15 protein-coding genes are annotated in these 14,189 nt (G+C 57.8%); 12 read left to right on the top strand and 3 right to left on the bottom strand.

Features of this window, described 5'->3' with window-relative positions; translation table 11 throughout:
- Nucleotides 1-100: 100 nt before the first annotated feature.
- On the bottom strand, nt 101-1,765 hold the full coding sequence (gene ettA, locus NXF97_RS08570) for an energy-dependent translational throttle protein EttA (protein ID WP_022374014.1): 1,665 nt from the start codon (nt 1,763-1,765) through the stop codon (nt 101-103).
- Between the two features lie 221 nt (nt 1,766-1,986).
- Here ettA and NXF97_RS08565 point away from each other — a divergent pair, with 221 nt between their 5' ends.
- Nucleotides 1,987-3,537, top strand: coding sequence for a lytic transglycosylase (locus NXF97_RS08565; protein WP_274955726.1), 1,551 nt, complete (start codon nt 1,987-1,989; stop codon nt 3,535-3,537).
- A gap of 39 nt (nt 3,538-3,576) precedes the next feature.
- On the top strand, nt 3,577-4,368 hold the full coding sequence (gene fabI / locus NXF97_RS08560; RefSeq protein WP_274955725.1) for an enoyl-ACP reductase FabI: 792 nt from the start codon (nt 3,577-3,579) through the stop codon (nt 4,366-4,368).
- Nucleotides 4,369-4,409: 41 nt separating this feature from the next.
- Here the strand turns inward: fabI and NXF97_RS08555 are convergent, their stop codons facing one another.
- Both NXF97_RS08555 and fur read right to left on the bottom strand, forming a co-directional pair.
- Entirely contained in the window at nt 4,410-5,189 is a 780-nt protein-coding gene (locus NXF97_RS08555) for a glycosyltransferase family 25 protein (protein WP_274956737.1), read from the bottom strand.
- Nucleotides 5,190-5,232: 43 nt separating this feature from the next.
- Nucleotides 5,233-5,715, bottom strand: coding sequence for a ferric iron uptake transcriptional regulator (fur, locus tag NXF97_RS08550; protein ID WP_022374010.1), 483 nt, complete (start codon nt 5,713-5,715; stop codon nt 5,233-5,235).
- A 189-nt stretch (nt 5,716-5,904) separates the two neighbouring features.
- Here fur and NXF97_RS08545 point away from each other — a divergent pair, with 189 nt between their 5' ends.
- The 10 genes from NXF97_RS08545 (at nt 5,905) to NXF97_RS08500 (ending at nt 14,061) form a co-directional block, all read left to right on the top strand.
- Complete coding sequence (locus NXF97_RS08545) at nt 5,905-6,297, top strand: outer membrane protein assembly factor BamE (RefSeq protein WP_074009157.1); 393 nt, start codon at nt 5,905-5,907, stop codon at nt 6,295-6,297.
- Between the two features lie 18 nt (nt 6,298-6,315).
- The gene (gene dapB / locus NXF97_RS08540) at nt 6,316-7,107 is read left to right on the top strand and encodes a 4-hydroxy-tetrahydrodipicolinate reductase (RefSeq protein WP_274955724.1); all 792 of its coding nucleotides are present in this window, start codon (nt 6,316-6,318) and stop codon (nt 7,105-7,107) included.
- A gap of 72 nt (nt 7,108-7,179) precedes the next feature.
- Nucleotides 7,180-7,386: a hypothetical protein gene (locus NXF97_RS08535; protein ID WP_274955723.1), complete on the top strand. Its 207-nt coding sequence runs from the start codon at nt 7,180-7,182 to the stop codon at nt 7,384-7,386.
- Between the two features lie 22 nt (nt 7,387-7,408).
- Nucleotides 7,409-7,696 (top strand): cell division protein ZapA, encoded by a 288-nt coding sequence (locus NXF97_RS08530; protein ID WP_022374006.1) that lies wholly within the window; start codon nt 7,409-7,411, stop codon nt 7,694-7,696.
- A gap of 493 nt (nt 7,697-8,189) precedes the next feature.
- Nucleotides 8,190-8,666 carry an EVE domain-containing protein gene (locus NXF97_RS08525; protein WP_274955722.1) on the top strand — a complete coding sequence of 159 codons (477 nt, stop codon included), beginning with the start codon at nt 8,190-8,192 and terminating at the stop codon, nt 8,664-8,666.
- Nucleotides 8,656-9,465 (top strand): sulfite exporter TauE/SafE family protein, encoded by an 810-nt coding sequence (locus NXF97_RS08520; RefSeq protein WP_022374004.1) that lies wholly within the window; start codon nt 8,656-8,658, stop codon nt 9,463-9,465. The genes NXF97_RS08525 and NXF97_RS08520 overlap by 11 nt, the downstream gene beginning before the upstream one ends.
- Nucleotides 9,466-9,489: 24 nt before the next feature.
- Nucleotides 9,490-10,293, top strand: coding sequence for a hydroxyethylthiazole kinase (gene thiM / locus NXF97_RS08515; RefSeq protein ID WP_022374003.1), 804 nt, complete (start codon nt 9,490-9,492; stop codon nt 10,291-10,293).
- Between the two features lie 54 nt (nt 10,294-10,347).
- On the top strand, nt 10,348-11,001 hold the full coding sequence (gene thiE / locus NXF97_RS08510; protein ID WP_274955721.1) for a thiamine phosphate synthase: 654 nt from the start codon (nt 10,348-10,350) through the stop codon (nt 10,999-11,001).
- A 101-nt stretch (nt 11,002-11,102) separates the two neighbouring features.
- The gene (locus NXF97_RS08505) at nt 11,103-12,629 is read left to right on the top strand and encodes a DUF2868 domain-containing protein (protein ID WP_274955720.1); all 1,527 of its coding nucleotides are present in this window, start codon (nt 11,103-11,105) and stop codon (nt 12,627-12,629) included.
- A gap of 4 nt (nt 12,630-12,633) precedes the next feature.
- Nucleotides 12,634-14,061: a DUF3482 domain-containing protein gene (locus NXF97_RS08500; protein WP_074009162.1), complete on the top strand. Its 1,428-nt coding sequence runs from the start codon at nt 12,634-12,636 to the stop codon at nt 14,059-14,061.
- Nucleotides 14,062-14,189 lie beyond the last annotated feature (128 nt).

The following is a 14,189-nucleotide window of genomic DNA, read 5'->3' as shown; positions in this document are numbered from 1 at the left end:
CGGAAAACTAAAAAAGGAAGCGGACAGTCAGATGCACTCTCTGTCCGCGGGAAAACTCAACCGGTGCAGAAAGCTCAATCTGCACCGTTTCGATGAAAGGTTAATGCTTCAGGGGCTTAAAGCGCAGGCGGTGCGGACGCGCGGCTTCTTCGCCCAAACGCTTACGCTTGTCGGCTTCGTACTCGTTGTAGTTGCCGTTAAAGAACACCACCTTACTGTCGCCCTCAAAGGCAAGAATGTGCGTGGCAATACGGTCAAGGAACCAGCGGTCATGAGAGGTCACCATCGCGCAGCCCGCGAATTCAAGAAGCGCTTCTTCGAGAGCACGCAGCGTTTCAACGTCCAGGTCGTTTGAGGGTTCGTCAAGGAGGAGAACGTTTCCACCCTTTAAAAGCGTTGCGGCAAGGTGTAGGCGCCCTCGTTCACCGCCCGAGAGCACACCCACGAGCTTTTGCTGGTCGCCGCCCTTAAAGTTAAAGCGTCCGAGATAGGCGCGCGCGGGCATCGAAAACTTTCCGACCTGAAGGATGTCCTGGCCGTCGGCGATCGCGTCAAACACGGTCTTATCGTTCGGGAGCGAATCGCGAAGCTGCGCAACGGCCGCCAACTGCACGGTGTCGCCGAGCACGATTTCACCAGAGTCCGGTTTTTCCTTGCCGTCGATCATCTTAAAGAGCGTCGACTTACCGGCGCCGTTGGGACCAATCACACCCACAATGGCGCCCGGGGGCACCGTGAAGGAAAGGTCGTCAATTAGCAACCGGTCGCCGAACCCTTTGGAGACGTGATGAAACTCAATGACTTTGTTCCCGAGGCGCTCTGCGACCGGAATAAAGATTTCATTCGTTTCATTGCGGCTCTGATATTCGTAGCTTGACAGCTCTTCAAAGCGGGCAAGACGGGCTTTGGCCTTCGCCTGCCGGCCCTTGGGGTTCTGGCGGACCCATTCGAGTTCGTGGGCAATCGCCTTGGAGCGCGACTCCTGCTGGCGCTTTTCGATTTCCAGACGCTTTTCCTTCTGCTCGAGCCAGGAGGAATAGTTCCCCTTCCAGGGAATGCCCTCGCCGCGGTCAAGTTCAAGAATCCATTCGGCCGCGTTATCAAGAAAATAGCGGTCATGCGTTACGGCAACGACGGTCCCGGGGAAGCGGTGCAGGAACTGCTCAAGCCACTCCACGCTTTCAGCATCGAGGTGGTTTGTCGGTTCGTCAAGAAGCAGCATGTCGGGCTGCGACAAAAGCAATCGGCACAATGCCACACGGCGCTTTTCGCCACCCGAGAGGTGCTTGATCACCGCGTCCCACGGGGGCAGACGCAGGGCGTCCGCGGCAATTTCCATTTGTGTCGATGCGTCCGTTCCAGCCGCCGAAATAATGGCTTCAAGTTTGGCCTGTTCGGCCGCAAGCGCGTCAAAGTCCGCATCGGGCTCGGCGTAAGCCGCATAGACTTCTTCAAGGCGCTTTTGCGCGGACATCACTTCGCCCATGCCCTCTTCGACGCAGGCTCTCACCGTCGCTTCGGGATCAAGCTGCGGCTCCTGCGGCAGATACCCGATCTTTAAGCCGGAAAGCCACGTGATTTCCCCGTCGATATCCTTATCGACCCCTGCCATGATTTTGAGCAGGGTTGATTTTCCGGCGCCGTTTAAGCCCAGAACGCCGATCTTGGCGCCCGGGAAAAACGAGAGAGAAATATCCTTAAGAATCTGACGCTTCGGGGGAACGATCTTGCTCACCCGATTCATAGTCATGACATACTGGGCCATGCGGAGAAATCCTGAAGAAAACTGAATTAAGAAGATCACGGGCGCCTGCCCGTGACGAGACTGACAACATTGTAAACGAGACGCCCTCGGGTTCAGCCGCCCGCGATACACAAAAACAGCGGCTCATGCCTTGTAAATTCAGGGGCTTTTAAGTTTTCATACGTCAAACGCACGGTAGAATGCACGCATCTTTTTTCGTGCATGACACCCGGTTTCTTTGTATGCAGTCCTTGTTTCGTCTGATTTTCTGCCTTGCAGCGGGCATTGTCAGCCTATCCGCTGCAGCTCAGGACGAGCTCAGTTTTGAAGGTACCGTGATCAATGCAACGGAAGACATGCGGGCCGCGGAAGACCTTCCCGCCACCGAGCGGGAAGTGGCCCCGCCCGCGGATATCTGGGACCGCATCCGCCGCGGCTTTCAGATGCCGGCCATGAACACCCGGCGCGCCAAGCAGGCCTTAAAACTCTATGCCCGCGATCCGGAATATATCCGCCGCGTCATGGAGCGCGCCGGCAAATACCTCTACCACATCGTTGAAGAAGTCGAACTCCGGGGGATGCCCACGGAACTCGCGCTCCTGCCCTTCGTTGAAAGCGCTTTCCAGCCTGAAGCCCTTTCTTACGCCAAGGCCTCGGGCCTGTGGCAGTTCATACCTACCACGGGAAGCATCTATTCCCTGCAGCAAAACCTCTGGAAGGATGAGCGGCGCGACGTACTGGAAAGCACCCGGGCCGCCTTGGACTACTTAAACCGCCTGCACACGCTTTTCGGTGACTGGCAGCTTGCACTGGCTGCCTACAACTGGGGCGAAGGCAGTGTCTCTCGGGCCATCCGCCGCGCCAAAGCCCGCGGGCAGAAAACGGACTACGTGCATCTCCGGATGCCCCGGGAAACCGCCTGGTATGTGCCCAAACTCATGGCGGTACGTGAAATCATCGAGCACCCCGAGCAGTACGGCGTGACGCTGCCTGACATCGAAAATTCGCCTTACTTTGTGCGCATCACCAAAAGCCGCGACATTGACCTTGATACCGCGGCGCGTCTGGCGGAAATGGAGCCCGAGGACTTTAAGCTCTTAAACCCGGGGTTTAACCTTCCGGTGATTGTGGCAAGCCACAACTCCTACATTCTGCTGCCCATTGACCGCGTGGCGGTCTTTATGGATAACCTCGCAAGCTGGGTCGATACCGGAAAACCGCTTTCTTCCTGGGCGCTTTATCACACGCAGGCAGGTGAAACGCTTTTGGACGTCGCGAACAAAACCGGCATGACAGAGGACGACCTGCGGCGCATCAACCGTATTCCCCGGGGGCGCCGGATTTTGGCGGGCTCAGCACTGTTGGTGGACGCGGGAGGCCAGGATGCCCCAGCCATTTCTGAAGACGAATTAAACGCGAGCCTCAAACTCTCGGAACCTGAAGTGCGCCGCATCGTCTACCGTGTCCGCAGAGGCGACACGCTCTACGAGATTGCCGCGCGGTTCGGTGTGACGCAGAAGTCACTTCGTACCGCAAACCGCCTGCGCACCTCACAGCTTCGCATCGGGCAGCGCCTCATCATTGTGGTGAGCCCCAAAGCCAAGCGCTCGCGCTCGGCCCTCTCGCGGGCGGCGTGCAACCGCAAGGGGAAGGTAACGTATTCCGTGCGCCGGGGTGACACGCTCTCTTCGATTGCCCGCCGCTACGGCACAAGCATTGCCCGCATTAAAAACATCAATTCTCTGGCAAGTTCCCGGCTTCGCGTTGGCCAATGCCTCGTGATCCGCCGATAATGCCGGAACCGCCGACTTTTTAGAAAAAGGAAAACTGCTATGGGTTTCTTATCCGGTAAGCGCCTTCTGATCACAGGCGTCCTCTCCAACCGTTCGATTGCCTACGGTATTGCCAAAGCCTGTCACCGTGAAGGTGCGGAACTTGCCTTCAGTTATGTGGGCGAGCGCTTTAAGGACCGCGTTGCCGGTTTTGCCGCCGAATTCGGCAGTGACCTCGTGCTCGAGATGGATGTGAGTAACGATGAGCAGATTCAGGCAGTGACTGAGAGCCTGAGAAGCGCCTGGGGCGGTCTCGACGGCTTTGTGCACTCGATCGGCTTTGCGCCGCGTGAAGCGATTGCCGGGGACTTTTTGGACGGCCTTTCCCGCTCGGGCTTTCACACCGCGATGGACATTTCCGCCTACTCGTGGCCGGCTCTTGCGAAGGCCCTTTTGCCGCTCATGCAGGGCCGTCAGGCGTCGATTCTGACGCTTACGTATCTCGGAAGTGAACGCACCGTTCCCAACTACAACACGATGGGACTTTGCAAGGCTGCCCTTGAAGCCGCAACGCGCTACCTAGCGGGGTCGCTGGGGCCTCAGGGAATCCGCGCCAACGCCATCTCCTCGGGCCCCATTAAGACCCTGGCTGCTTCCGGCATCAAGGACTTCTCCAAGATCCTTGACTACATGGAAAAGACCTCGCCCCTGCACCGCACCGTGACGATTGATGAAGTGGGTAACACCGCAGCGTTCCTGCTCTCTGATCTCGCAAGCGGTATCACGGGCGACACAATCTATGTGGACGCGGGTTTCCACACTGTGGCCGTAAGCCCAGATTGCGCCGGCTAGAATCAGCAAAGGGTTGCCGCCGCGTGCGACAACCCTTTTCATTAATCAACTGCTCTGATGATCTCTCTGTGGGCTGTCAGCCGATTTAGCCAAACCCAGGCCTTCACATAAGTGCGATAGGGGTGATGACGAATCCACCAAGGGGATCGCGAAAGCTCTCTAACCCTGTTTCCTATTGTAGATACGATAGTTACTTCATCGGTTGTAACCAAGGCTGGAATTACCCGATATGCGAAAACTCCGTTAGTAAACGGACTCAAAGGGCTAAACAGAAAATCGTCAACCGGAGCGACTATTGTTTTTGAAAGATCCAATGCCTTAGCTGCCGCTGGCGAGGATATAAGATAAGCGTAAGCTCCCGATAAAAACGGTTTAATCTGCCTGATTAATTCGTATTTTCTTCCCTCTATCAGTCGCTCACATTGGGGGAGTGCGTCTACCATTTCACTCTCATGACAAAGACCAAAGTGCAACAACTGAGCTTCTTCCGGTATCCAATTTTCGCTAGCGGCAAAAGCCAGGAACTTCGGAGATATCGTTACGTCATCTTCAAAAATCAATCCCCAACGCTCACCGGAATCAACCAACCTCTGCCAACACTTTCTGTGACTTAAGAAACAAGCCACTTCTCCGGGTTTCAACTCTCGGGGATAAACCACCTTTGAAGGATCATCAACCGAAGGTACATGGGATGCAATTTCTTCCGGAGCCATGGCTTGAGCATCAACAGCGGACACTCGTTCAACGCTTAAACCGATTGCCTGGACCTGTTGCTGCATTCGGCTCCACCGATCTTGCGACCGGTCTAAATTAATTACCATTCCTAGCATCTTACAACATCCTTAAACAGTTACAGGCCCGCTGTCACAACCCCGCCTTCTTCTTAGCCTTCTCTTCTTCCTTTGCCTTACATTCGGCACAAATCCCGTACATCGAGAGCGAATGGCTTTCCATCGTAAAACCCATCTTCTCGGCAACCTGTCTCTGACGCCGCTCGATCTCGCGGTCCACAAACTCTTCCACACGGCCGCAACGCGTGCAGACAATGTGATCGTGATGATCGCCGTCATCCATCTCGTAAGTCGCCCGGTCTGAGCCGAAATGGTGACGCACGAGAATGCCCGCCGCCTCAAACTGCGTTAAGACGCGGTAGACGGTCGCAAGGCCCACATCCAGGTTTTCCTTGAGAAGCTGCTTATAGACGTCTTCCGCACTCAAATGCCGCTCTTCGGGGTTTTGCTGCGCTCTCTGAAAGATTTCCAGAATCTTCATGCGGGGAGCCGTTGCCTTCAGTCCCGCTGTTTTCAGTTCTTCTTCCGGCTCTCTGATACCGTAAGTCATTGCCATAGCTCTTAATCTCTCCAGACTGCGCGGGGATCTGAACAAAAATCACACACACCGGAAAAACGGGGAACACTTTCTCCGGAGAATACAAATAATCACGTACCCGCTCCTGATACCCGCTATCATACAATGTTGCCGTGTCTCGCCGACACACTCTTTTTGACTAATCCTGACCTCCCGGAATTAAACCGAATGTCTCTGCGCACAACCCTTGTTGTCCTTACGGCTGCCGCTGCCGCATTTACCGCCGGCTGTAACTTCAACAGCTATGTTTACCGGCCCGACGTGCACCAGGGTAACCTCATCACGAGCGAAATGATTGAGCAGCTTGAGCCCGGCATGTCCCAGGCGCAGGTGCAGTTTCTCCTCGGAGAGCCTTTGATTCAAAGCCCTCTGCATAAAGACCGCTGGGACTACACCTACTATTTGAACCCCCGCCGCGGCGACATTCAGGTGCGCCGCGTCACGATTTATTTTGATGACGCGGGCCGCATGACAAAGGCCGAACACAAGGCGCTTCCCACCGAAAGGCAGGCCGACGAAATGATCCTCGGGCGTGAAACCGACTTTAATCCGGCCCCCTAAGGAAACAACACAAAAACTATGACACCGATTTCCATTACCGTCACGGGTGCCGACGGCCGCATGGGGAAAATGATCCTTGAGGCGGCAGCGGCCGCTTCTGACATCACGGTTGCCGCGGCGCTTGTCCCTTCTGAAAGCGCTTCTCTGGGGCAGCCCGTTCCCGGCACAAAGCTCACCTACACCGATGACGCCGAAAAAGCGTTTTCCGTGAGTGACGTGGTGATTGACTTCACGCGTCCGGCGGGCACGATGGCCTACCTTGCGCTTTGCCGGAAACTTAAAAAACCCATTGTGATCGGAACCACGGGTTTCAGCCCCGAGGAAAAAGCCGCAATCGGCGCTGCAGGCGAAGAGATTGCCGTTGTCTTTGCCCCGAACATGAGTAAGGGTGTGAACGCCGTCTTTAAGCTTGTTGCCGAAGCCGCCCGTGTCCTTGCCGACTACGACTGCGAAATCGTTGAGATGCATCACGCCAAAAAAGTCGATGCCCCTTCGGGCACCGCGCTTGAAATGGGGCACGTTGCCGCCAAAGCGCGCGGCGTTAAGTTTGAGGACGTTGCGGTTTTGTCGCGCGAAGGCCACACGGGCGAGCGCAAAACCGGATCGATCGGGTTTGCCGCACTCAGGGGCGGCGACGTTGTGGGAGACCACACCGTGATCTTTGCCGGGCCCGGTGAGCGCATTGAAATCACGCACCGCTCAGGTTCCCGCGCGGGTTACGCCGCAGGAGCTCTGGAGGCAGCACGCTTTGTTACAGAAAAACGCACGGGACTTTTCAGCATGGCTGATGTCCTCGGCATTACGCTTTGATACCATTACGCCCGACGGAAAAAGCCGGCGCTTTTTCCAAGGGAACTTTTTACCAGCAGGAAAAAATCAGTCATGAAAGAACAACTTGATCAGTTGGAAAACTCCGTTCTTCAGCTTCTTACGGCCTACGCGGACGCCAAGAAGGAACTTGAAACGCTGCGCGAGGAACTCGCGCGCAAGGACGCCGAGATCACGCAGCTCAAAGCCGACAGCAGCGCTGTCGAAGACCGCATCAGCAAACTGGTTGCCGGTCTTGAATCCGAACTGCCCCGCGCCTAAACCCAATTTCGGGAGTTGATCCATGCCCCGCATGACGCTAAAAATTCTCGGTCGCGACTACCTCTTCAATGTGTCCGAAGATGACAGCGCAACACTGCAGGCGGCCGCTGATCTGATCAATTCCAGAGCTCAGCGGCTGCACACCGCCGACACGACGCTCACGGCTGAGCGCCTTGCCGTGACGGCGGCTCTGGAAATCGCCTTTGATTCGATTTCCGGACGCCTCGGCGAAAATCCCGAGGACGCAGCCTGCGCCGAACGGATGCTCGGACTGCGCTCGCGCTGCGAAGCCGCTCTGAAAAAAGACTGACAGCCTTCTGAAGGCTGTCCCAAAGAACACCCGCGAGAAGGTTTTGTCTTCTGTGCGGGTGTTTTCCTTTCCACGCCCGGCATTCTCCGTCCAAACAGCACTTTTCCCCTGAGAAACCACAGTCGGGACTCGGAGCCGTCACTCTCCTGTGCCGCACGCCTAAGCCCTTCCGGTCAGGTCCTTTTTTGCCACGATTCGCGTTTCTCCCTCCGCTCTCCCCCGCTCTTTTTTCGAACGGCATCACGTTGGGATAAGCCACATTTGCCTATAATGACCTTACCCTGCGGGTGTTTCAATAAGGGCTCCAATGTTCCTAACCTATGCACTGTGTGCAAGGCCGCTTAAGTCAGAGAGCCGATAGTGCACCGGGCACGCGTTGCCTGGTCCGATTTCCGCTCCGACCGCGGCCACCTGGACTTTCGGTCTAGGCGACGTAGCCCGAAACACTGTGCGGGGTTTTTCTTTTTTCAAATTCCGACATGGGTTAAGCGTCATGTACTGGCTGATGAAAAGCGAACCGGGGGAATGCAGTTTTGAATATGTCTGCGGCCTGCCCGAACACAAAGTCTCCTGGTGGGGCATCCGCAACTACCAGGCCCGCAACTTCATGCGCGACAAAATGACGGTGGGTGACGGCGTGCTTTTCTACCACTCAAGCTGTGCCGAACCCGGTATCGCAGGCATTGCCGAAATTGCCTCGGAAACCTACCCCGACAGCCTGCAGTTTGATCCCGCCAGCGAATACTTTGATGCCAAAAGCACGCACGAAAAGCCGCGGTGGCTCGCGCTGGACGTGAAAGCCGTCACGCGTATCGACCCGATTCCGCTCTCCGTCTTAAGAGCCACCCCGGAACTTGAGGACATGCTCGTGCTTTCCCGCGGCAACCGCCTCTCCATAACGCCCGTTGAGGAACATCACTGGCGCTACATCATGGATCACCTCGTTAAAAACGCCCGCAATGTCGCTTGAACTCATTGCCGCCCTTTTGGTGCTCGGGGCCTGCACGGGGTACCTCGCGGGCCTGCTCGGAATCGGCGGGGGTATGGTCCTCACCCCCTTTCTGACGCTTATTTTGTCGATGGCGGGCGTGCCTGACGCAGTCGTCGTGCACGCTGCGATTGCCACCTCCCTTTCCACGATTCTTTTTACGTCGCTTTCTTCCGTGAGAGCGCACAACAGCCGCGGCGCGGTGCTCTGGAAAGTGGTTCTGTGGCTTGCGCCCGGGATTTTGGTGGGCGCGGCGTTAGGCGCCAAGATTTCGAGCCTTTTGCCCACCTTCTGGATTTCGATTGTCTTTGCGGCGTTTGTGGGCTTTTCAGCACTCAAAATGTTTCTTAACGCCAAACCCAAGCCCACCCGGCAGCTTCCGGCTGCGCCGGGGCTTTTCGGCGCGGGCACCGGGATCGGCGCCGTATCGTCTCTGGTCGGCGCCGGCGGGGGCTTTATTTCCGTACCCTTTATGGTCTGGTGCAACGTCCCGATGCATAAAGCCGTGGGGACCTCTGCTGCGCTCGGTTTCCCCATCGCGTTTGCAGGAACCCTTTCCTACATCTGGGCGGGCTGGGGCAATCCTGAACTTGCCGGAACCGAGCACATGCTGGGCTACATTCACTGGCCGGCACTTCTTTCTGTTGCCGCCATGAGCGTTCTCACCGCCCCTTTAGGTGCCAAAACCGCCCACAGCATTGACACCAAGCCCTTAAAGCGGCTTTTTGCGTGCCTGCTTTTGTGCCTGGCAACCTACATGCTCGTACGGGCCTTTATTTAAACGATTCTCTCCGGAGACCACACTGTGTCCACAAACCCCCTTCCTCCCAAGCGCCTTGATCCGGAAACAACGGCTGCGCACCTTTTTCACCTGCGTCAGACAGTGCCCCTAGTGCACTGTCTCACCAATCAGGTCGTGCAGGAAATTACCGCCAACGTCCTTCTTAGCGCGGGCGCATCTCCCGCGATGATCATTGCCAAGGAAGAAGTGAGTTCCTTCGTGCGTATTGCCTCAGCGCTCCTTGTGAACGTCGGCACCTTAACGCTTGAGCAGGCTGAAGTGATGCACTTGGCCGTTGACGCCGCCAACCGCGCGGGCGTTCCCTGGGTTTTAGACCCTGTGGCCGCCGGCCTTATCCCTTGGCGCGACCGCATGATTAACGGCCTTTTGGAACTCAAACCCACGGTAATCCGCGGCAACGCCTCTGAAATCATGGCCTTGGCGGGCGCCGGTAAGGGCGGCAAGGGTGTGGACTCCACGGATTCCAGCGACGCGGCGCTTTCGGCCGCCCAAAATCTGGCCGCAGCGCGCGCGTGCATCGTCTGCGTCACCGGCGAAACCGACTACATCACCGACGGCCGCACCACGCTTTACGTCACGGGCGGCAACCGTCAGGCAACTCTTGTGGTGGGCACGGGCTGCTCGCTCTCGGCGCTTGTCGCAGCCTTTATCGCCAAAACCGAGCACCCCCTTGAGGCCGCGGCCGCTGCCTGTGCTTTAGCCAAACGCGCCGCCGAGCAGGCCGCGGGCGTCTCCTCGGGCCCGGGAAGCTTTAGGACCGCCTACATCGACGCACTGCAGCTTCTGCAGGCCAAGGACTTCTATTAATCGTTCGCAAAGGGCATGCTTTTCCGGCACGCCCTTTTTTAAAACGCCGCCCCTATGCCTTCCACACACCCCATCGATCTTTCGCTTTACCTTGTGCTCGACCCCGTGCTCTGCGGCGGGGAAGACGGCATGATTGAAACGGCGCGCGCCGCGTGCGCGGGCGGCGCCACCGTCGTACAGTTACGGGCCCCGGGCTGGAAAAAGCGGCAGCTCGTTGAGTGCGGCAGGGCGCTGAAAACAGTGCTTGCTCCGTATCACGTCCCCCTGATTGTGGACGACGATGCAGACGTCTGCATTGCTGTAAATGCCGACGGTCTTCACGTGGGCCAAAGGGATCTCGCGCCCGAAGACGCACGCGCGATTGTCGGAGGTGACCGCATTTTGGGGCTTTCCGTCACCACCCTTGCGGAACTGACGGCCGCCGACACGACGCCCATCGACTACTTCGGCGTGGGCCCGGTCTTTGCGACCCCCACCAAGACGGATGCCGAACCCGCCTGCGGGTTGGATGGACTTCAGGCGATCACCCGTGCGGCAGGGCTGCCGACGGTGGCAATCGGCGGCATCAAGGCCTTTAATGCAGCCGACATCGTCGCCTCGGGCACGGACGGCATTGCGGTCGTGTCCGCCATCTGCGGGCAACCCGATCCCAAGGCGGCAGCCGAAAAGCTCCTTGCGATCGTCAAAGCCGCGCAGACAACCCCGTAAAACGCACACTCTGTTACCGCACAAAGGGTGTTTCTGAGAGCCCCTTTGCCCGCCGCCTTTGTACAATGCTTTGCATCGAGATCAACCCCGGCGGCCCGGCAATGGCAGAGAAAAAGAAAATTCCGACGGCAAAAATGCCGATTGAAGACGCCAAGTGCGTGCTTCTCGTGCGCTCGCTTGAAGAAAGCGCCGCCCGGGAGGGCGTCAAGGGCCTTTCCTCCGCTGACTTTGCCGAAGCGGGCCTGAAGGCCGCGCACGCGCTCGGAGAAAAAGCCACCGCCGCAGAGCTTTTAGCAGAGCGCGCCCGGCGGGTGCTTGCGTCCGCCAAAGACAAGGGCCTTAAAACCGACGTGGCAACGCGCGCGCTTTTAGCGAGAACGCTTGGCGTACTTTTCGTCATCGCCGCCTTTTTCGCCGGCGCCCTGTTTGACCGAATCGCCAGTCCCGCGCGCATCGTCAATCTCCTCTCGCCCCCGTACTGGACGGTGATTGTCTGGAACCTTCTGATTTACGTCCTGTTGCTTTTGGGGGTCGTGGGACTTTTAGGACGCAAGATTGACGGGCAGGTAAACCTCCCGTTGCGCACAACGCTTGTGCGTCTTGCTTCCGGCTTTTCCTTTGCCGGGCTTCACCGCGGCTGGAAAGGAGCGTTTCTCAAGATGTGGCTCTCCGTCACGGCGCCCCTGGTGCGTTACACGGTCTCGGAACTTCTGCACGCCGCGGCGCTCTTTTTTGCGCTCGGCCTTACCGTAAGCCTTTTGGTAAGAGGCTTCGGCACGGCCTACTGGGCGGGCTGGGAAAGCACGTGGCTCGCAGATAACCCCGCTGCCGTCAAAGCCTTTCTTGATCACACCTTCGGACTTATTCCGGCCGTCGGAGGCCTTCCCGCGATCCCCGACGTTGACATGGTCGAAGCCATGCGCTCAGACCGCCTTGCTTACCTTAAGGAACCCGCAACAGCCGCTCCGTGGCTCATCCGCCTCATGGTGATCACGGCGGTCGTGATCGTCATTCCGCGCCTTTTCTTGGCGTTTCTTGCACGGCACCGCATTAAAAAATTCCGCGCCGCGGTACCGGTCACGCTCAACGACACCTACTATGAAACGGTCTTAAGTCAGTGCCGGCAGGATGCGGCGCTCGGTCGCACCGTGATTCTTGCGCCGCAACCCCTGATTGACCGGCAGGGTACGGCACTCAAAGCCTTTGAAGCCGCCTGGCCGGATAAAAAAGGCATTGTCCTTGTGCCCGTGGACTTTGATAACGAAGCGCTCCTGATTCCCGAAACGGCGGCTGACGCCGCTGACGGGCGCAAAACGATTGTGCTTGTGTGGCTTGATGCCGCACACACCCCCGAAGACGACGTGCACGGACAGGGCCTTGAGATTCTCAAAGCCCAGTGCCCTGAGGATAAAACCGCCTTTGTGGTCATCATTGATGCCGCCGAATTTTCGCTCACGTTTGCGCGCTATCCGGAACGCGTCCGGGAGCGTGAAAAAGCCTGGCAGACCTTCTGCGAAGCGCATCAGGTGCGCGCCTATACGCTCACGGGGGCCGATGCCGCTGCCGGCATCGTTCAGAAGCTTCGCACCCAGGCCGCCGGCCGGGCGCTGATTACATCCAAGGCATAAAGCCATGACCACTGAGATTCATGACGCCACGATCAACCTCAGCATCGTGAGCCACACCAACATCGGCAAGACGACGCTGGCGCGCACCCTCTTAAACCGCGATATCGGCGAGATTGCCGACCGCGCGCACGTGACGGTGACCGCAGACCCCTACCCCTTAATTGACGTTCCTTCCGGCGCACGGCTCATTCTCTGGGATACTCCGGGGTTCGGTAATTCCGTGAATCTTGCCAAGCGCCTTGAGGCGCGCAGCAACCCCCTGGGCTGGTTTTTGGGTGAAGTCTGGGACCGTGTTGCCAACAAGTCGCAATGGCTCAACCAAAAGGCACTTTTACACGTCAGAGACATCACCGACGTCGTTCTCTACCTCGTCAACGCCGCACAGCTGCCCGAGGCCGCTCCCTACGTCGCCGCGGAAATGAAGATTCTGAAGTGGATCGGCAAGCCCGTCATCGTGCTTTTAAACCAGATGGGCGAACCAAAGCCCTCTCGCGAAGAAAGGCTTGAAGTGCAGCGCTGGAAGGATGCGTTAAAAGGCTGCGATATCGTCAAAGATGTTCTTGCCATGGACGCCTTTGCCCGCTGCTGGGTGCAGGAGTTTGCCCTTTTTGAAAGTATCGGCAAAGCACTTCCTCCCGTGTATGAAAAGCCCTACGCGGAACTTAAGGCCGCCTGGCGCGAGCACCGCAAAAAGGCCTTTTACCAAAGTGCGGAAGCCGTGAGCGCCTTCATCAATGCCCGCGTGAGCGATGAAGCGCAGGTCGAGGACATTTCGCTTCTGGACCGCGTGCGACTTTTCGGCAAATCCGTGGGGCTTTTTAAAAACGCCGATATGACGGGAGACCCCGCCAAAAAAGCGCAGACCGAACTCGTGCACCGCGCAGAAGACGACTTTAATACCCTCGCGCGAGAACTTTTGGCTGTAAACGGCCTCACCGGTCAGGTCGAACCCAAAGAGCTTTTCGGGAGACTCAAAGCCTCCTGGCATCAGGCTTCGGCCGGTAAAGAAGCAAAGGCGGGGCTTGCGGGTGCCATCGGCGCGGGGGCCGCGGGCGGCCTCTCCGCAGATCTCATGACCGGGGGGCTCACGCTCGGCACGGGCGCACTGATCGGCGCCATTCTCGGCGCCGCGGGTGCCGTCGGAGCCGTTCATATGTACAGCCGCAAAAAGGAGCAAAACGGCGTGACCGCCGCCTGGAGTCACGCGGCGCTTGAAGACTTCATGCTGCAGTCGGTACTTTTGTATCTGGCCGTCGCGCACTTCGGGCGCGGCCGCGGCAACTGGACTGAAAGCGAATATCCTCCTGCCTGGAAGGAAACCGTCGAAAAGGTTCTCAAAAACCATCAGGCCGAGGACAAGCACCTGCCGATTATGGTGCAGCCGGTGCTGGAAGAGACGCTGAAAACGCTCTACCCGGGGATCGTTCTCTGAGAACGGAAATCCGCCATCCCTGCAGTTCGTGCGACCTCTGCAGCCCGCTCATGTCCGAAGGACCGTTTCCGTCCGGCAGTTGCCCGTTACATGGAACTAACCGACGAACCATTGCCGGCAGCAACAAC

Source organism: Duodenibacillus massiliensis (assembly GCF_928721995.1).
GTDB classification, from domain to species: domain Bacteria; phylum Pseudomonadota; class Gammaproteobacteria; order Burkholderiales; family Burkholderiaceae_F; genus Duodenibacillus; species Duodenibacillus massiliensis.
The sequence above is the reverse complement of the archived record's forward strand: the minus strand, read 5'-3'. Positions and strand labels throughout refer to the sequence as shown.